General features: G+C 71.9%; 15 protein-coding genes. 10 read left to right on the top strand and 5 right to left on the bottom strand.

The annotated features are described in order from the left end of the window. Positions 1-12: 12 nt before the first annotated feature. On the bottom strand, positions 13-888 hold the full coding sequence (gene rsmA / locus V1634_RS20480; protein ID WP_331209502.1) for a 16S rRNA (adenine(1518)-N(6)/adenine(1519)-N(6))-dimethyltransferase RsmA: 876 nt from the start codon (positions 886-888) through the stop codon (positions 13-15). 236 nt (positions 889-1124) lie between these two features. Between rsmA and V1634_RS20475 the strand changes: the two genes are divergently transcribed. After that, positions 1125-1637, top strand: coding sequence for a SigE family RNA polymerase sigma factor (locus V1634_RS20475; RefSeq protein WP_331209501.1), 513 nt, complete (start codon positions 1125-1127; stop codon positions 1635-1637). A 21-nt stretch (positions 1638-1658) separates the two neighbouring features. Continuing rightward, positions 1659-2819 carry a hypothetical protein gene (locus V1634_RS20470; RefSeq protein ID WP_331209500.1) on the top strand — a complete coding sequence of 387 codons (1161 nt, stop codon included), beginning with the start codon at positions 1659-1661 and terminating at the stop codon, positions 2817-2819. A gap of 109 nt (positions 2820-2928) precedes the next feature. On the opposite strand, the gene V1634_RS20465 is transcribed toward V1634_RS20470, so the two are convergent. Both V1634_RS20465 and V1634_RS20460 read right to left on the bottom strand, forming a co-directional pair. Next, the gene (locus V1634_RS20465) at positions 2929-4065 is read right to left on the bottom strand and encodes an ABC transporter ATP-binding protein (RefSeq protein ID WP_331209499.1); all 1137 of its coding nucleotides are present in this window, start codon (positions 4063-4065) and stop codon (positions 2929-2931) included. Continuing rightward, the gene (locus tag V1634_RS20460; protein WP_331209498.1) at positions 4052-5086 is read right to left on the bottom strand and encodes an ABC transporter ATP-binding protein; all 1035 of its coding nucleotides are present in this window, start codon (positions 5084-5086) and stop codon (positions 4052-4054) included. The genes V1634_RS20465 and V1634_RS20460 overlap by 14 nt, the downstream gene beginning before the upstream one ends. A 215-nt stretch (positions 5087-5301) precedes the next feature. On the opposite strand from V1634_RS20460, the gene V1634_RS20455 reads away from it, so the two are divergent. The 7 genes from V1634_RS20455 to V1634_RS20425 all read left to right on the top strand — a co-directional run bounded on the left by V1634_RS20455 (position 5302) and on the right by V1634_RS20425 (position 13262). Beyond that, a complete protein-coding gene (locus tag V1634_RS20455; RefSeq protein WP_331209497.1) occupies positions 5302-6507 on the top strand; it encodes a dipeptidase in 1206 nt (401 codons plus the stop codon). After that, positions 6507-8123, top strand: a complete 1617-nt coding sequence (locus V1634_RS20450) for an ABC transporter substrate-binding protein (RefSeq protein ID WP_331209496.1) — start codon at positions 6507-6509, stop codon at positions 8121-8123. Before V1634_RS20455 ends, V1634_RS20450 begins: the two co-directional genes overlap by 1 nt. Before the next feature lie 86 nt (positions 8124-8209). Continuing rightward, positions 8210-9175, top strand: coding sequence for an ABC transporter permease (locus V1634_RS20445; protein ID WP_331209495.1), 966 nt, complete (start codon positions 8210-8212; stop codon positions 9173-9175). Next, the gene (locus V1634_RS20440) at positions 9172-10089 is read left to right on the top strand and encodes an ABC transporter permease (protein ID WP_331209494.1); all 918 of its coding nucleotides are present in this window, start codon (positions 9172-9174) and stop codon (positions 10087-10089) included. The genes V1634_RS20445 and V1634_RS20440 overlap by 4 nt, the downstream gene beginning before the upstream one ends. A 7-nt stretch (positions 10090-10096) precedes the next feature. Then, the gene (locus V1634_RS20435; RefSeq protein WP_331209493.1) at positions 10097-11263 is read left to right on the top strand and encodes a M24 family metallopeptidase; all 1167 of its coding nucleotides are present in this window, start codon (positions 10097-10099) and stop codon (positions 11261-11263) included. Beyond that, a complete protein-coding gene (locus tag V1634_RS20430) occupies positions 11260-12183 on the top strand; it encodes an alpha/beta fold hydrolase (protein WP_331209492.1) in 924 nt (307 codons plus the stop codon). Before V1634_RS20435 ends, V1634_RS20430 begins: the two co-directional genes overlap by 4 nt. Continuing rightward, positions 12180-13262, top strand: coding sequence for an Lrp/AsnC family transcriptional regulator (locus V1634_RS20425; RefSeq protein WP_331209491.1), 1083 nt, complete (start codon positions 12180-12182; stop codon positions 13260-13262). Before V1634_RS20430 ends, V1634_RS20425 begins: the two co-directional genes overlap by 4 nt. A gap of 99 nt (positions 13263-13361) precedes the next feature. Here V1634_RS20425 and V1634_RS20420 read toward each other — a convergent pair whose 3' ends face one another. Then, positions 13362-14267, bottom strand: a complete 906-nt coding sequence (locus V1634_RS20420; protein WP_331209490.1) for a TatD family hydrolase — start codon at positions 14265-14267, stop codon at positions 13362-13364. 202 nt (positions 14268-14469) lie between these two features. On the opposite strand from V1634_RS20420, the gene V1634_RS20415 reads away from it, so the two are divergent. Continuing rightward, the gene (locus V1634_RS20415) at positions 14470-15783 is read left to right on the top strand and encodes a hypothetical protein (RefSeq protein ID WP_331209489.1); all 1314 of its coding nucleotides are present in this window, start codon (positions 14470-14472) and stop codon (positions 15781-15783) included. A gap of 459 nt (positions 15784-16242) precedes the next feature. Here the strand turns inward: V1634_RS20415 and V1634_RS20410 are convergent, their stop codons facing one another. Further along, entirely contained in the window at positions 16243-17103 is an 861-nt protein-coding gene (locus tag V1634_RS20410) for an SAM-dependent methyltransferase (protein ID WP_331209488.1), read from the bottom strand. Positions 17104-17121 lie beyond the last annotated feature (18 nt).

The following is a 17121-nucleotide window of genomic DNA, read 5'->3' as shown; positions in this document are numbered from 1 at the left end:
CACGCCGTCAGCCTACTCGGCGGCCCGGGCGGTCACCGGAGCCGACGCGGCGATCGCGGCGAACTGGGTGACGGTCAGCGACTCGCCCCGGGCGCCGGGATCCACCCCGGCGGCGACCAGCGCCGCCGCCGCCCGGTCCGGGCCGCCGGCCCAGCCGGCCAGCGCGGCCCGCAGGGTCTTGCGGCGCTGCGCGAACGCCGCGTCGACCACCGCGAAGACCTGCTTCCGGGGTACGTCGTCCCGGGGCGGTTCGCGCCGGGTGAAGGCGACCAGCCCGGAGTCGACGTTCGGCACCGGCCAGAAGACGTTCGGCGGTACCCGGCCGGCGCTTCGCGCGTCGGCGTACCAGGCGAGTTTGACCGACGGGACCCCGTAGGTGCGGGAGCCGGGGCCGGCGACCAGCCGGTCGGCCACCTCCTTCTGCACCATCACCAGGCCGTGCCGCAGGGTGGGCAGTTCGGCGAGCAGGTGCAGCACCACCGGCACGGCGACGTTGTAGGGCAGGTTCGCCACCAGCGCGGTCGGGGCCGGGTCACCGAGTTCGGCGGCGGTGATCCGCAGCGCGTCGGCGGGGTGCACGGTCAGCCGGGCCGCACCGGCCGGGCCGGCGTGCCGGACCACCGTCTCCGGCAGCGCCCCGGCCAGCACCGGGTCGAGTTCGACCGCGTGTACGTGTCCGGCCACCGGCAGCAGGCCGAGGGTGAGCGAACCCAGCCCCGGCCCGACCTCCAGGGCCACGTCGGCGGGGCTGAGTCCGGCCGCGGCGGCGATCCGGCGCACCGTGTTCGGGTCGTGCACGAAGTTCTGGCCGAGCTTCTTCGTCGGGTGCACGCCCAGCCGGGCGGCGAGTTCCCGGATCTCCGCCGGGCCGAGCAGATCTGCGGCCATCTGCAACAGGGTACGGCCCGCCGCACCGGCCCGAGCGCCGCCCGGCGGTACGGTCCGCCTCGCCCGTGACATCTGCTTCCTATCCGGTGGCGATCCTCACCGTGGGAGTCCGGGCAGCGACGAGGGCAACGTTTCGGGGCCCCGGCGTCGACCAAGTCTCCGAGAACCCGTCGACTCAAGGAGATGCGGCATGAAGTCCAACGAGAACCACGGCGGACGGAAGGACGACACGTCCGGTGACCTCGTCTGACGCTCGGACCAGCGCCGACGCGGCGTACACGGAGTACGTGCGCTCCCGGATGACGCAGTGGCGCCGCACCGCGTACCTGATGTGCGGCGACTGGGACCGTGGCGACGACATCGTGCAGCGCGTGCTGACCGAGCTGTACCGCAAGTGGGCGCGGCTGCGCCGTGCGGACAGCCTCGACGGCCTCGTCCGCACGATGCTGCTGCGCCGCCTGCTCGAAGAACGCCGACTGGGCTGGTCGCGGGTACGACTGGGCACCGAGCTGCCCGAGCGGACCGCCACACCCGAGGCCGACCCGGGCGAGCGGCTCGCGCTCGTCGCGGCGCTGCGCCAGGTCCCCCCGCGCCAGCGGGCCGTGCTGGTACTGCGCTACTTCCAGGACCTGACGATCGAGGACACCGCGGCGGCCCTGAACTGCTCGACCGGAACCGTCAAGAGCCAGACCGCGAAGGGACTGGCGACGCTGCGTCGCCTGCTCGCCCAGCCGGTCACCGTCGACTAGAGGATTGGACAGCGGATCCAGATGTTGGACGAAAAGGACTTCGCCAGGTTGATGCAGGCCGAGTCGGAGCCGGCGTCGAGCCGGCTGGACGTCGACCTGGCCATGCGTACGGGCCGCCGTCAGCGGTGGTATGGGCGTACCGCCAGCGCCGCGCTGCTCGTCGCCGCGCTCGGGGCGGGAGTGGCCACCGTACCGAACCTGGTCGGGGCCGCCGACGGACCATCCGTTGATGAGCCGGTCGCCGTCGGCTTCGCCGTACCGATGAACGTGCCGCACCTGCCGGGACTGGCCGAGGCGCCGGAGAGCATCGACCCGGAGGTGTCGTACCTCAGGTTCGGCTGGGTGCCCGACGGCTACTCCACCCGCCAGTACCAGGCGGGCCTCACCCTGGACGGGCCCGCCGCATTCCTGTCGGCGAGCCCGCCGGACAGCCCGAACCCCGACGGGTGGCGCGGGGTCGCGGTGGCCCTCTATCCCCGGGGGGTTACTCCGCCCGCGCCGCAGCGCGACTCGGAGGAACGGGGAAGGCCGATCAGGGTGACCCCGGCGTCGGTCGACGGCCAGGACGCGGTCTGGACGACCTACAGCGGCGCCAAGCTCCGGGAGGCGTTCCTGCGCTGGCGGTACGCACCCGGGAGCTGGGCGGAGGTGCGGGTCGCCGACCGGACCGGAGACGTCGGCGAGACCGCCCTGCGGGTTGCCGAGAACCTGGGGCTGAGCAGCACGGACCGGGTGAAGCTGCCGTTCGGGGTGACCGGGTTGCCGGCTGCGCTGCGGCCGATCCTGGTGAACGTGGTGGACGCCCCGTCCGCGGCAACCCGCTGGAGCGCGACGGTCAGCTTCAGCGCCGCACCGGCCGGTTCCGACCCGGGCCAGCAGCGCGGGACGATGCTGGACGTCACCGCGTGGCCGTACGCCCACCAGGACACCGAGGGCACCAACTCGGCGGGCAAGGAGTTTCCCAGGCCGAACACCAGCGTCGACGGGCATCCCGCGCACCGGGGGCCGCGGTCCGGACCGGCGACCGACCTGACCGTGTACGACGTTGCCGGGGTGAACGTCGACGTCCACGCGAACCACCCCGACGTACTCCGCCAACTGGGTCCGGAGGGCTGCGTGGCGACGTACCGGGGCGTGCACCTCGTCGACCAGGCTGGGGGCTGGAAAACCGGCCTGAGCTGATCGTCACCCGGCAACCCGTGGTGTTCCGTCGACTGGCGGCGTGCCGCCCGCCGCCGGCTACGCCGCCGGTCCGCCGTGGCTTCCGGCCGGGTCTCGTCCCGCCCGGGAGCTACGGCGTACCGGCGAAGTGGCAGGCGGCGACCCGCACCCCGGCCACGGTCGAGGCGTCGCCGTCCGGGACGAGCAGCGCCGGTGTTTCCCGGGCGCAGATGTCCTGGGCGATCGGGCAGCGGGTGTGGAAGCGGCAGCCGGACGGCGGGTCGACCGGGCTCGGCGGGTCGCCGGCCAGCACGATCCGCTCCCGCCCCCGCTCACGCGGGTGCCGTACGGGTACCGAGCCGAGCAGCGCCCGGGTGTAGGGGTGCGCCGGATCCTGGTAGACGGTGCCGGCCGGGCCGAGTTCGGCGAGCCGGCCGAGGTACATCACCGCGACCCGGTGCGAGACGTGCCGGACCACGCCGAGGTCGTGCGCGATGAAGACCAGGGCGATGCCGAGCCGCTGCTGCAACTCGGCGAGCAGGTTGACCACCTGGGCCTGCACCGAGACGTCGAGCGCGGAGACCGGCTCGTCGCAGACCACCACCCGGGGTTCGGTGGCCAGGGCCCGGGCGATGCCGATCCGCTGCCGCTGCCCGCCGGAGAACTCGTGCGGGAACCGCCGCATCATGTCCGGGGCGAGCCCGACCATCTCCAGCAGTTCGGCGACCCGGTCCCGGCGGGCGGCAGCGCCCCGGGCGAGTTTGTGCACGTCGAGTGGCTCGGCGACGACGTCCAGGATCGGCATCCGGGGGTTGAGCGAGGTGACCGGGTCCTGGAAGACCATCTGCACGGCGCGGCGCAGTTCGCGGCGGCGGGCGCCCCGGGCGGAGCCGACGTCGAGGCCGGCGTAGCGGACCTGGCCGGCGTCGGGGCGTTCCAGCCCGACCAGCAGCCGGGCCAGGGTGGACTTGCCGCAGCCGGATTCGCCGACGACGCCGAGGGTTTCGCCGGCCGCCACGGTCAGGTCCACCCCGTCGACGGCGTGCACCCGGGATCCGCCGAGGCCGCGGCCGGCCCGGTAGCTCTTGCGGACCCCGGTGGCGACCAGCAGCGGTTCGCCCTGCACCGGCGCGTCGGTGGTGAGCGGGCCGGCGGTGTTCGGGCCGGCGGAGGTGGCGAGCGCGGTCGGGGTACCAACGGCGGTGGTGGACCCGGCCGGGCCGGCGGAGGCTGGGCCGGGCCCGGCCGGGTGGTCAGACGGGGGCATCGACGGCCTCCTCGGCGTGGTGGCAGGCGGCGGTCCGGCCGGGTACGGCGAGCGGCCGCCGCCCCGGGCGGGTCACCGTGCACTCCTCGGTCGCCCGGTCGCAGCGCGGATGGAAGGCGCAGCCGCTGGGCAGCGCCAGCAGGTTCGGCGGGCTGCCCGGGATCGGCCGGAGCCGGTCACCGGGCTGGGCCAGATCGGGTACGGAGCGCAGCAGCGCCGCCGTGTACGGGTGGGCCGGCCCGTCTAGTACCTCGGCGACGGTGCCGGTCTCGACGATCCGGCCGGCGTACATCACGGCGACCCGGTCGGCGATCTCGGCGGCCACCCCGAGGTCGTGGGTGATCAGCAGGACGCCCATCCCGAGTTCGGTGCGCAGCCGGTCGACGAGTTGCAGGATCTGCGCCTGCACGGTCACGTCCAGCGCGGTGGTGGGCTCGTCGGCGATCAGCAGCCGGGGGCCGAGCGCGACCGCCATGGCGATCAGGATCCGTTGCCGCATGCCGCCGGAGAACTGGTGCGGGTAGTCGCGTACCCGGCGGTCGGGGGCCGGGATGCCGACCAGCCGGAGCAGTTCGGCTGCCTCGGCCCGGGCGGCCCGGCGGGAGAGCCCGCGGTGGATCCGGAACACCTCGCCGAGCTGGTCGCCGATCGAGAGCACCGGGTTGAGCGCGGAGAGCGCGTCCTGGAAGACCAGCGCCATGGTCTGGCCGCGCAGCTTCCGGACCTGGTCCGGGCCGGCGGTGGTCAGGTCGTGTCCGGCGACCCGGATCTGCTCGGAGCTGACCTCTACGCCGCCGGAGTCGAGCAGGCCCATCACGGCGCGGGCGGTGACGGACTTGCCGGAGCCGGACTCGCCGAGCAGCACCAGTACCTCGCCGGCGGCGATGTCGAGGTCGACCCCGCGTACCGCCGGGACGGTGCCGCGCCGGCCGGTGAAGGTGACGTCGAGTCCCCGGACCCGCAGCGCGGCCGGCAGGTCGACCTTGGGTGACCGCTGTGCGCTTGCTTCCCCGCTGGTCACTACACCTCCCGATTTTTCCGTGTTGTTGCCCGCCGTACCGATTTCTCTCGTCCAGCCGCCGTTCTGCGCCGGAGTTGGCCAACATGTTGACATGCTGCGCCTGATCCTGGCAATCTCTGCTCCCACATCGCCGACAATCCACACCCAGATCAGGTCGCGGCGCCGAAATCCACCGCGCGCCCCGGCTCTGACACCGAACCGAAGGAGGGAACGGCGTGCTCGACCCGGCCCCGCGCTACACCGGATACACGTCCTACAGCTACCTGGAGGCAGGTACCGACTACCGCGAGTTCAAGCTCGCTCCGGAACTCGGCCGGGTGCCGGCGTACCAGGGGATGTCGCTGACCGACGGGCAGCGAGACCGGGTCCGCCGGCTGCTCACCGACAACGTCGTGATCTCGTTGCACGACCACCCGTCGGTCTTCCCGGAGGAGATCGGCCAGACCGTCGACTACAACCGCACCGCCCGGCACCACACCGGGTACGCCGGCCTGGCCCGCTCCGGCATGACCGCCGTCTTCGACAACATGATGGACGGCACCTGCTGCGTGACCAGCCAGATGGGCTGGAAGTGGACCGACGTCGTCGCCGACCTCGGGATGCGGCTGTCCGACCTGGCCCACCAGGACTACCTGATCCGGGTGGAGCGGCTGGCCGACATCCACCACGCCCACGAGACCGGGCGGATGGGCCTGGTGCTGGCCACCGAGGCGGCCACGATGATCGAGAACGAGCTGGACCGGATCGACATGCTCTACGGCTTCGGCGTCCGGCAGATGGGCATCGCCTACAGCGAGGCGAACACCCTGGGCAGCGGGCTCAAGGAGCGCAACGACGGCGGCCTCACCTACTTCGGCGAGAAGGCCGTACGCCGGATGAACAAGCTCGGCATCGCGATCGACGTGTCGCACTCCGGCGACCGTACCTCGCTGGACGTGATCACCGCCTCCACCAAGCCGATCTTCATCACGCACGCCGGATCGCGTACCGTCTGGCCGACCAACCGGATGAAGCCGGACGAGGTGATCCGGGCCTGCGCCGAGCGCGGCGGGGTGCTCGGCCTGGAGGCCGCACCGCACACCACGCTCTCGCCGGCGCACCCCGAGCACAGCATCGAGTCGGTGATGGACCACTTCGTGCACTGCGTCGACCTGGTCGGCATCGACCACGTGGCGTTCGGGCCGGACACCCTCTTCGGCGACCATGTCGGACTGCACGACACCTTCGCCGCGCACCTGTCCATCGCCGAGGCGCACGGCCACGTCGAGCACCCCCGGGTGCCGTACGTGGACGGGCTGGAGAACCCGGCCGAGTGCTACTGGAACATCGTCTCCTGGCTGGTCGGTCACGACTACTCGGACGACGAGATCGGCAAGGTCCTGGGGGGCAACATCATGCGCGTCCTTGAGGAGGTCTGGTGATGCGTCGAACATTCCGGCGCGCCCTCGCCGTGGCGGCGGGCACGCTCTCGATAGGGCTGGCGGCGACCGCCTGCTCGCCCAGCAACCCGGACAGCCAGGCCGGCGGCGGCAGCGGCGGCTCGGCGGACCGGATCACGATCGGCACCACCGCCGACGTGCTCAACTACAACCCGCTGGTCGGCAACAGCCGTACCGACACCTGGGTGACGAACCTGATGTACCCCCGGCTGATGAGCATGGGGATGGACGGGGTGCGGTCGCCGTACCTGGCCAGCAAGTGGGAGTACACCGACGGCGGGCGCAAGGCGAAGGTGACGCTGCGGGACGACTTCACCTGGAGCGACGGGGAGAAGGTGACCGCCGACGACGTGGCGTTCACCATCGACGCGGTCGCCAAGGAGAAGATCGGCGTCGTCGCCGGGCTGATCTCGTCGTACCAGAAGTCCACCGTCATCTCCCCGACGGAGATCGAGTTCCAGCTCTCCCAGCCGGACGGCACCTTCCTGGAGAACGTCGGCTTCTGGATGCCGGTCGTCCCGGAACACGTCTTCAGCAAGGTCGGCAGCGTGCAGAAGTTCGCCAACGACAAGGACTGGGTGTCGGCCGGGCCGTACAGGCTGACCACGGTGGAGCGGGGCCAGCGGTACGTGCTTCAGCGGATGGAGAACTTCCCGCTGGTCGAGGGCGGACCGAAGACCAAGGAGGTGGTCTTCCGGGTCTTCCCCGACGTGAACACCGAGGCGCTGGCGCTGCGCAACGGCGACGTCGACCTGATCGCCAACGCGCTGCCGCCGCCGCTGGCGAAGACCCTGGAAGGCGACAGCAAGCTCAAGCTGGTCAAGGTGCCGTCGCTGGGCTGGGCGCACATGCAGTACAACACCGCGCGCAAGCCGCTGGACAAGCTGGAGGTACGCCAGGCACTCGCCGCCGGCGTCGACTACGAGGCGATCCGCCGGGTGGCGTTGCAGGGCAAGGCGGTCTCGTCGAACTCCTCGGTGCTGACCCCGACGCTGAAGCAGTGGCAGGACCCGTCCGCCAAGGAGTACGCGCACGACCCGGCGAAGGCGAAGCAACTGCTCACCGCCGCCGGTCTCAAGGACGGCAACGGGGACGGGCTCTTCGACGGGCTGAGCCTGCGGATGATCTACGACCAGGCCGACCCGAACATCTCCAAGTGGGCGCAGCTGGTCCGGGACTCCAGCAAGGAGGCCGGGATCGAGATCAAGCTGGAGGGCCTGGAGCGGAACACGTACGTGGAGAAGTACACCGCCCGGGACTACGACATCTACGCCGGCTCGTGGGCGATCATGGAGAACCCGCCGGCCAACCTGGCGCTCGCGTTCAAGTGCAAGGGCTTCATCAACTACGCCAACGCCTGCGACCCGGAGCTGGACGCCCTGATCGACCAGGCCCGGTCGCAGTTGGACCAGGCCGGCCAGAAGGGTCCGATCCAGCAGGCCGCGAAGATCATCACCGACAAGGTGTACGACAACGTGCTCTACGTCGAGGAGTTCACCATCGCGCACTCGGCCGAGTGGTCCAACTTCGTGGTCCAGCCCAGTGAGCTGCTCTCCATCGTCAACCCCGTCTCGATCGCCCAAGCCACCAAGAACTAACCAACCGGAGTGTAAGGAAGGGCCCCCGCTACAACAGAAAGCGATAACGGGGGGCCCTTCCTTACACCTCAGCTTGAGGAGGAGACGTGCCTGCTGGTGCCCGGTTCGTCACCCGCCGCCTGCTGCGCGGCGTACTGACCATGTGGTTCGCGGTGACCGTGACGTTCTTCCTGCTCCGCCTGCTGCCCGGCGACCCGGCCCTGGCGGTGGCGGACCCGGGGATGACCGAGGAACTGCGGGCCGAGCTGCTGCGCGACTACGGCCTGGACCGGCCGCTGGCGGTGCAGTACTGGGAATATCTGACCCAGCTCCTCCAGGGCAACCTCGGGGTGTCGTTCCGGCAGAACCAGCCGGTGCTGGACATCCTGCTGGAGCGGCTGCCCTGGACCCTGCTGCTGGCCGGCTCCGCGCTGGTGGTGACCGTGGCGCTGGGCATCCCGCTCGGCGTGGTCGCGGCCACCCGGGCCAAGGGCACCCTGGACCGGCTGATCCAGGTCGGCGGCATCACCGGCCAGTCCCTCTTCATCCCGAGCATCGGGGTCTTCCTGCTCTACGTCTTCGGGGTGGTCTTCGGAATCCTGCCGATCGGCGGCGCGATGGACGACGACGTCTACGGGCTGGCCGCGTACGGCAGCATCGCACTGCACCTGATCCTGCCCTGCCTGTCGCTGGTGCTGGTGCAGCTCGGCTCGTACGTGTTGACGCTGCGCAGCACCTTGATCGACGCGCTCGGCGAGGACTACTGCACGCTGGCCCGGGCCAAGGGGCTGCCGAACCGCAAGGTGGTCTGGCGGCACGCGCTGCGCAACGCGCTGCTGCCCACCACCACGCTGGTCGGGCTGCAACTCGGCTTCCTGGTCGGCGGGGCGGTGCTGACCGAGTCGATCTACGCGTACCCGGGGGTCGGACGGGCGATCTTCGAGGCGGTCGGCCAGCTCGACTTCCCGGTCCTGCAGGGGGCGTTCCTGATGCTCGCCTTCGCGGTGATCGCCGCCAACCTGCTCACCGACCTCGCCTACGGACTGCTCGACCCGAGGGTGAGGACGGCATGACCACCGAACTCGTGATGCCGCCGGCCGGTGACACCCCGCCGCCGGCCACCGCGACCCCGACGGCCGGCGGGCTGCCGCCGTCCGAGTCGGTGGCGCGGCAGACCTGGCAGTCGTTCCGGCGCAACCCGCTCGGCCTGGTCAGCGCCGGCATCCTGCTGCTGCTCGGCCTGGTCGCGCTGGCCGCGCCGCTGATCGCCGACTATCCGAGCGGGTACGGCGAAGAGGTGCTCGCCGGCCCCGGCGCCGGGCACTGGTTCGGCACCGACGACCTGGGGCGGGACGTCTTCGCCCAGGTGGTCTGGGGCACCCGGGTCAGCATCGTGGTCGGGCTGGCGGCCAGCCTGCTGGCGATCGTGATCGGGGTACTGGTCGGGGTCGCCGCGGCGTACTTCCGACCGGCCGACCTGGTACTCGGGGTGATCGTCGACGTCTCGCTCTCGCTGCCGGTACTGCCGCTGATGATCCTGGTCGCCGCGCTGGCCGGGCCGAGCGTGCCGACCCTGGTGGTGGTGATCGCGGTCTTCAGTTGGCCCGAGGTGGCCCGGGTGGTCCGCTCCCAGGGGCTGGCCGTGGTGCCGATGCCGTACGTCTCGGCGGCGCACGTGATCGGCGGCTCGCACCTGTGGATCATCCGCAAGCACGTGCTCCCCGGCGTGGCGCCGGTCGTCGCGGTCTCGGTGGTGCTGACCACCTCCCGGGCAGTGCTGTCGGAGGCGGGACTGTCGTTCCTCGGCCTCGGCGACCCGAACAGTTGGTCGTGGGGGACGATCCTGCACCAGGCGCAGCGCTCCGGTTCGCTGGCCACCGCCTGGTGGACCACGCTCTTCCCGTCGCTGGCCATCCTGCTGCTGGTGGTGGCGACCACCCTGCTCGCCGTGGCGTACAACGACGCCCGCAATCCGAGGACGAGGTGACGAGCCGGTGCGACTGGCTGCTTCCTTCTACTCCGCGCTGCACGAGACCGTACGGGCCGAACTGGACCGGGCCGGGCTGGACGCGCTGCTGCTGGACGATCCGCTCGACGTGGCGTACCTGACGGGATTTTCGCACTTCCCCAACGAGCGCCCGGTCGCCGCCTACCTGGCCCGGGACGGCGCCGTGCTGCTGCTGGTCCCGGACCTGGAGCGGGAGTACGCCGCCGACCAGCGGGCCGCCGCCGACCTGGTGGTCTATCCGGAGTTTCCCGGCGAGCGGAGCCCGTGGGCGGTGCTCCGGGAGGCGGTGCCGGTGCCGCCGGTCCGGGCCGGCTACGCCCCGTCCACCTCGGTCGCCCGGGTCGCCGGGATCGGCCGGGCCTTCCCCGGCACCGTCTGGGAGCCGTCCGACCTGGTCGGGACGCTGCGACTGCGCAAGACGCCGGAGGAGATCGCGCTGCACGCCGAGGCGGCCCGGATCGCGGACGCGATGCTGGCCGAGGGGGTCCGGCTGGTCGCCGACGCGCTGGCCGGCGGCGGCGAGCTGCCCACCGAGACCGAGCTTGCCGGGCACGTCACCCGGTACGGCGCGGCCATGATGTACGCCGAGCACGACGACGTCGTGGTGGTGCCGATGCTCACCGGCGGCCTGGTGTACGGCGGCCCGAACTCGGCCCAGCCGCACCGGCTGCCCGGCGGGGACCGGCTGCGGTTCGGCGAGCCGTTCATGCTCTCGCTCGGCTGCGCGGTCGGCGGCCGGTTCGTGGAGAGCGAGCGGACCTTCCTGCTCGGTGAGCCGACGGCCGAGCAGCGCCGCTACTACGAGGTGGTCCGGCAGGCGCAGCAGGTCGGCACCGAGGCGCTGCGTCCGGGTACCCGTTGCGTGGACGCGAACCGGGCCTGCCTGGAGGTGATCCGTCGGGCCGGGTTGGGCGAATACCTGCGGCACCGGCAGGGGCACGGGATCGGGCTCGGCTTCCACGAGCCGCCCTGGGTGGCCGACGGCGACGAAACGGTGCTGGCACCCGGCATGGTGCTCTCCAGCGAACCCGGGGTGTACGTGCCCGGACACGCCGGCTACCGGATCTCGGACACCGTACTGGTGACCGACGACGGGCCGCGCCGGCTCACCAGCTATCCCCGGGACCTCGACGAGATCGTGATCGGAGCATGACCATGACTGTGACCAGCGAACCGACGATGGTGGAGATCAACGGCAACCGGCTCAACGTGCTGGTGCTCGGCGACGACTCGCCGGGGGAGGGCGACTCGCCGGGCAAGGGCGACTCGCCGGGCAAGCCGGAGAAGCCGGTGATGATCGTGCATCACGGGGCGCCGGGGCTGGGCTCGATGGCCGAGCCGAGGGCGTCGTTCGCGGCCTTCGCCGACGAGTACCGGGTGCTGGTCTTCGACGCCCGGGGTTCCGGGGCGAGTGAGGGGAACGGTCCCTTCACCCACGAGCAGTGGGCGGCCGACGTGGACGGGCTGCGGGAGTGGATCGGCGCGGAGCGGATCGTGATGGCCGGCGGCTCGTACGGCGGTTTCATCTCGATGGAGTACGCGATCCGCTATCCGGAGCGGGTGGCCGCGCTGGTGCTCCGGGACACCGCCGCCGACAACGCCAACCAGGAGCTGGCGCTGCGCAACGCGCTCGCCTCTGCGCGGGTGGAGATCGACCGGGTCAAGTTGGACCGGATCATGTCCGGCACGGTCCGGGACGACGAGGACCTGCGGGACTGCTGGGCGGAGATCCTGCCGCTCTACGACCACGACCTGGATTGGGACAAGGTACGGCAACGCGTCGAAAACACCCCGTACCGGTACGCCACGCACAACTTCGCATTCGCCGTCAACCAGCCGAATTACGACATCAAGTCATTGCTCCCGGGGATCTCCTGCCCGACCCTGGTCACCGTGGGTCGACATGACTGGATCACGCCGGTGGAGTGCAGCGAAACCATCGCCCGACTGATCCCGGACGCGAAACTGGTGGTCTTCGAGCACTCCGGGCACTCCCCGCAGCTGGAGGAGGCGGAGCGGTTCCAGCAGGTCGTCCGGGAGTTCCTGGCCGGGCTACCGGCGCACCAGGCATGATCCCGGGCGAGACCTACGACCTCGATCCGACCGACCGGCGCATCGTCGCCGCGCTCCAGGTCAACGGCCGGGCGAGCTGGACGGAGATCGCCCAGCTCACCGGTACCTCGGTCACCACCGTGGCGCGCCGGGCGCAGCAGCTCTTCGCCGACGGGCTGGTCAAGGTCGCCGCAGCACCGCAGCCCGGCGGCGGCCCGGCCGACCTGCTCATCGTGCGGATCCGCTGCGCGGCCGGCAGCCAGCTCGCCGCCGCGCAGGCGCTGGCCGCGATGCCGGAGATCCGCTTCGTCGCGCTGGTCACCGGGGTCTACGACCTGGTAGCCGAGGTGCTGGTGCCGAAGGGGACCAGCCTGCACAGCGTGCTGCTCAACGGGTTGCAGAAGATCCCCGGGGTGCAGGGCAGCGTCGCCGACCTGAACCTGCACACCTACAAGTCGACCCACGAGTGGTCCCGGCACCTGCTCGGCACCGAGCCCCAGCTCGTCGCCCCGCCACCGGTGCACGACTGCCCGCCGGCACACCTCGACGAACTCGACGAACTCATCATCGCGGCGCTCCGCGAGGACGGCCGGAACAGCTTCCAGGCCGTGGCCGGCGGGCTGGGGGTCAGCGAGAGCACCGTCCGGCGGCGGTTCGAGTCGCTGTACAACGCCGGCTGCGTACAGGTGATCACGCTGGTCCCGGCGACGGCGCTCGGCTTCGAGGCGGAGATCTTCTTCTGGCTGTCGGTGGCGCCGTCCCGGCTCGACGGGGTGGCCCGGGAACTGGCCGCGCTGCGCGGCGTCCGCTACGTCGCCGCGACGCTCGGCCAGGAGTCGCTGATGTGCGAGGTGATCCTGCCGACCCACGCCGACGTCTTCGAGTTCACCACCAAGACCCTCGGCGGGATCGACGGCATCCAGGCGTGGACGGCCGGGGTGCAACTGCTCACCGTCAAGCGGGGCTTCGTGATCACCCCGTGGGCCGCCCGGCGGCTCGCCGCCGAGGGCACGGGCGGCGAGCCGGCACCGGCCGGGCCGGCTGGCGGGACACCGTCCGGGAACGGCCGCACCACGCGGAACCGCCGGCCGTCGGCCTGAGCCGCGCCGTGTCGTGCCGCGCCGCGTCGTGCCGGGTCGTGCCGCGTCGTGCCGCGCCGTGTCGGGACCGGCGGCCGGCGGTCACCGGCCCGGCGGTGGTCACCAGGGACCGAAGACCCGGTCGCCGGTGGCGGAGATCGCCGCACAGAGTTCGTCGAGGTCGGCGCCGGTCGTCTCGGCCAGCGACCGGACGGTCAGCGGAATCAGGTACGACGCGTTCGGCCGCCCCCGGTGCGGCATCGGGGTCAGGTAGGGAGCGTCGGTCTCCACCAGGATCTGGTGAAGCGGGGTGACCCGGGCCGCCTCGCGCAGCCCGGCGGCGTTGCCGAAGGTGACCGTACCGGCGAAACTCAGCAGGTAGCCGCGCCCGACGCACTCGGCGGCGAACTCGGCGTCCCCGGAGAAGCAGTGCAGCACCACCGTGTCGGGGGCGCCCTCGGAGTCGAGGATCCGCAGCACGTCGGCGTGCGCGTCCCGGTCGTGGATCACCAGCGGCTTGGCGTACCGCTTGGCGATCGCGATGTGCGCCCGGAAGCTCGCCTCCTGGGCCGCCCGCCCCTCGTCCCCGGTACGGAAGAAGTCCATCCCGGTCTCGCCGATCCCGCGTACCCGGTCCTCGGCGGCGAGCGACTCGATCTCGCGCAGCGCCTCGTCGAGATCGGCCAGCCGGGGCGCCTCGTTCGGGTGCAGCGCCACTGTGGCGAGTACGGCCGGCTGCCGCCGGGCCAGCTCCGCGCCCCACCGGGACGAGGCCACGTCGACACCGACCTGGACCAGCCGGTCCACCCCGACCTCGGCGGCCACCTCGACCGCCGCCGCGACCGGATCGGCCGACCGGCCGTGCCACGGCGGGGTGGCCGCCTCGGCGAGGGTGATGTCGAGGTGGGTGTGGCTGTCGATCACCGGGACCGGCAGTGGCTCCGGTACCGCTGGGAACTCCCCCGCCCGGCGGGCGGCCCGCTGGCGGCGGCTCTCGGTTGGCTGCTGAGTCATCGCCGCCAGCATCACATACCGGTCCGGGTGCCCGGGTCCGGGCGTACCGGATGACAGCCGTCGGCGGGATGTCGGCCGAACCGGCGGGTCGGGCGACCGAACCGGTGCCGGGCACCGACCGAACCGTCAGATCGGGCTCGGAGCGCCCCCGACAACCCCGCGCGGTAACCCACTGTTCACCGGGCCGGTACTGATCGGTCTTAGCGTCGGCGCGGTGAGCGTGTCCCCGGCGGCCAGTGCGGTGCCCGAGACGCCGGCCGGACTGCGGGTCCGGTACGGCGGAGCCGTGCACCCGGCCGAGGAACTCGCCCGGGGTGCCGCGTACGAGCTGTTCAGCACCGAGTCGGCGCCCGGGTTCGAACGGGACCGCCGCCCCGACGCCCGCTACCCGTTCCACCGGTACGCCCACGCCAGCGAGGTCGGGCTCCTGCCGGGCACCCGGCGGGCCGGCGGTGGTGGCGGCGGGGCTGACGGCGGCGCTGGCGGTTCGGGTGGCGGGCGGGCGAACGGTCTCGGCGTGCCGGACAGCCCGCTGACCGCGCCACTGCACCGGGTCTGGGGCTGGTCGGACATCCACGGCCTCAGCCAGAGCCCGGCCGCCGCCGAGGACCCGGTGCTGGTCTCGGTACGCGAATCCGCCACGGTGCGGCGCGGCAGTCAGATGGTCAAGGCCCTCTCCGCGCAGCAGTTCGCCGGTTTCCTGCTCCGCGGCTGGCTGCCGTACGGCTTCTGCTACCGGGAGTACGACGTGGCGCACCTGCGCACCCCGGCCGACCAGATGCTGCTGCGTACCGACTCGGAGGCGGGGCGGGCGGTGCCCGAGGTCGCCTACCTGCTGCGGTGGCGGGCGATCGACCCGGTCGACTACGTCGCACCGCTGGCCGCCGGACACCGGGGGTTGATGACGATGCCGCCGCACGACCGGGTCGGGCCGCCGGTGCTCGGCACCGGGTTCACCCCGAGCGGCCGGCACCTGATCCCGGAGTTCGTCACCCGGGACTTCGCCGACCTGCCGCTGCCGGCGAACGCGGCACTGCTGGCGCACACCCCGGACGGGGACGAGGTGGTGCTCTACACGTACCAGCCGGAGCAGCGCGGCTGGCTGCGGATGGCCGGGCCGCGCTGGCGCCACCTGCTGGTCGCGGTGCCCGGCGTCTCCCCCGACCAGGAGTACGTCTCGACCAGCGACGCGATCCGCTCCACCCTGCTGATCGGCGGCTACCGGGGCCAGGAGCACGAGGCGGTCGCCGACCCGCCCGGCGAGTTCCGGGTACTCGCGATGACCCGGGCGGCCCGCTATCCGGTGCAGTCGCTGACCCGCCGGGCCCGGTACGTCACCTGGCGCGACACCCGCTGCCTGGTGCTGCGTGAGGAGGGCGGCTGGCTCCGGGTACGGCTCTGCCAGCCGGACCAGGACAACGTGGCGGCGCTCGGCGCGCAGTGCTACGAACGCGGGGTCTACGAGGCCTGGGCGCCCACGGTCGAGGTCACCGACGACCAGGTCCTCGACGTGCCGTACGAGATCTGAGCGCCGGGCTTCGTCGACCGGTCCCTTCCCCGGGCTGGCACCGGGTGGGCCTTGTGTTTCCCGTGAGCGACGTCGCCCTCTATTTCCCGTATGTCGACCTGCCCGGGGACGAGTGGGTGAAGGCCGCCGCCCTGCACTGGCCCCGTCTCGGCCGGATCCGCCCGTCCGACTACCACGATGTGCGTGACTCCGGTGCGACGGCTCCGGGAGGATCCGCCGATGGTCTACCAGGAGGGGCCGACCGGCGCCCTCTATCTCGACCGGCCGAGTACGGTCGAATCCCGCCCGGTAGTCCCGGCCGCCGGATCCGGATCGGCGACCTGGACAGCAGAGGCGTTACCGGTGCCACATAACGCCTCTGCTGTCCAGGTGACGCTCGTCAATCAGGGGTGGGTGCGCCGGGAGCACGAGCGGGGCAGCTCGACGGTCCCGTTGACCGGGCACGTCCCGCCGGACGGGTCAGGGCTTGCGGAACACCAGGCCGCACTCCATGGAGCGCTGGTTCTCCGGAGGCGACTCCAGGTACGGCCGCAGCGGCTCGTCGACGTGTTCCAGCAACGGCTGGTCGGGGTCGGGACGCCAGTCGACGACCTTCACCAGACCCGGCTCCACCAACTCCGCCCCCGTCAAGCTGCTCATCAGCTCGACGACCTGCTCCGTCGTCCGGTTGCGCCAGGCGAGGCCGAGCCGCTTGGTCATCTCGTTGCCCTCGTCCACCGTCGCCTGGTCCACCCCACACACCTGGGAGAACGCCAGGTAGCTGCCGGAGGCAAGGGCTTCCCAGACGGTGACGAGCATGGCCCGCAGCTTGGCGTCGTCGACGATCGAGTGTCCGATGGAGAGGAAAAGCGCGGCGGCCGGCCGGGAGAAGTCGATCAGCTTCTGGGTTTCCGGGTCACCGAGGATCCGGTCCGGCTCGGTCATGTCCGCCGCGATCACGGTGGTGGTCCGGTCGTCGGCGAGCAGCGCCCGCCCGTGCGCCAGCACGATCGGGTCGTTGTCGACGTAGACCACGTGCGCGTCGGGCTGGAACTGCTGGGCCACCTGGTGCACGTTGGCCTGGGTCGGCAGTCCGCTGCCCATGTCCAGGAACTGCCGGATCCCGGCGTCGCGGGCCAGGAAGCGCACCAGCCGGTAGAGGAACAGGCGGTTGTTCCGGGCCTCGGTCACACCCTCCGGGAACTGCTTGTGCACCGCCAGCACCGCGGCCCGGTCGACCGGGAAGTTGTCCTTGCCACCGAGGCAGTAGTCGTACATCCGGGCGGCGGTGGGCAAATCCTGCCGGATCTGCGGCTTACTTCCGTCATTGGGCGCGGTCATGACACCAGCTCCACAGTT

This window comes from Plantactinospora veratri (genome assembly GCF_036421995.1).
Classification (GTDB): domain Bacteria; phylum Actinomycetota; class Actinomycetes; order Mycobacteriales; family Micromonosporaceae; genus Plantactinospora; species Plantactinospora veratri.
This window is presented reverse-complemented; position numbering and strand designations above follow the sequence as displayed.

Bases quoted from the DNA above. Each gene is read 5' to 3' on its own strand.
- V1634_RS20410 (WP_331209488.1), bottom strand. From the start codon at position 17,103: ATGACCGCGCCCAATGACGGAAGTAAGCCGCAGATCCGGCAGGATTTG.
- V1634_RS20450 (WP_331209496.1), top strand. From the start codon at position 6,507: ATGCGTCGAACATTCCGGCGCGCCCTCGCCGTGGCGGCGGGCACGCTC.
- V1634_RS20430 (WP_331209492.1), top strand. From the start codon at position 11,260: ATGACCATGACTGTGACCAGCGAACCGACGATGGTGGAGATCAACGGC.
- V1634_RS20470 (WP_331209500.1), top strand. From the start codon at position 1,659: ATGTTGGACGAAAAGGACTTCGCCAGGTTGATGCAGGCCGAGTCGGAG.
- V1634_RS20440 (WP_331209494.1), top strand. From the start codon at position 9,172: ATGACCACCGAACTCGTGATGCCGCCGGCCGGTGACACCCCGCCGCCG.
- V1634_RS20425 (WP_331209491.1), top strand. From the start codon at position 12,180: ATGATCCCGGGCGAGACCTACGACCTCGATCCGACCGACCGGCGCATC.
- V1634_RS20420 (WP_331209490.1), bottom strand. From the start codon at position 14,267: ATGCTGGCGGCGATGACTCAGCAGCCAACCGAGAGCCGCCGCCAGCGG.
- V1634_RS20465 (WP_331209499.1), bottom strand. From the start codon at position 4,065: ATGCCCCCGTCTGACCACCCGGCCGGGCCCGGCCCAGCCTCCGCCGGC.
- rsmA (WP_331209502.1), bottom strand. From the start codon at position 888: ATGGCCGCAGATCTGCTCGGCCCGGCGGAGATCCGGGAACTCGCCGCC.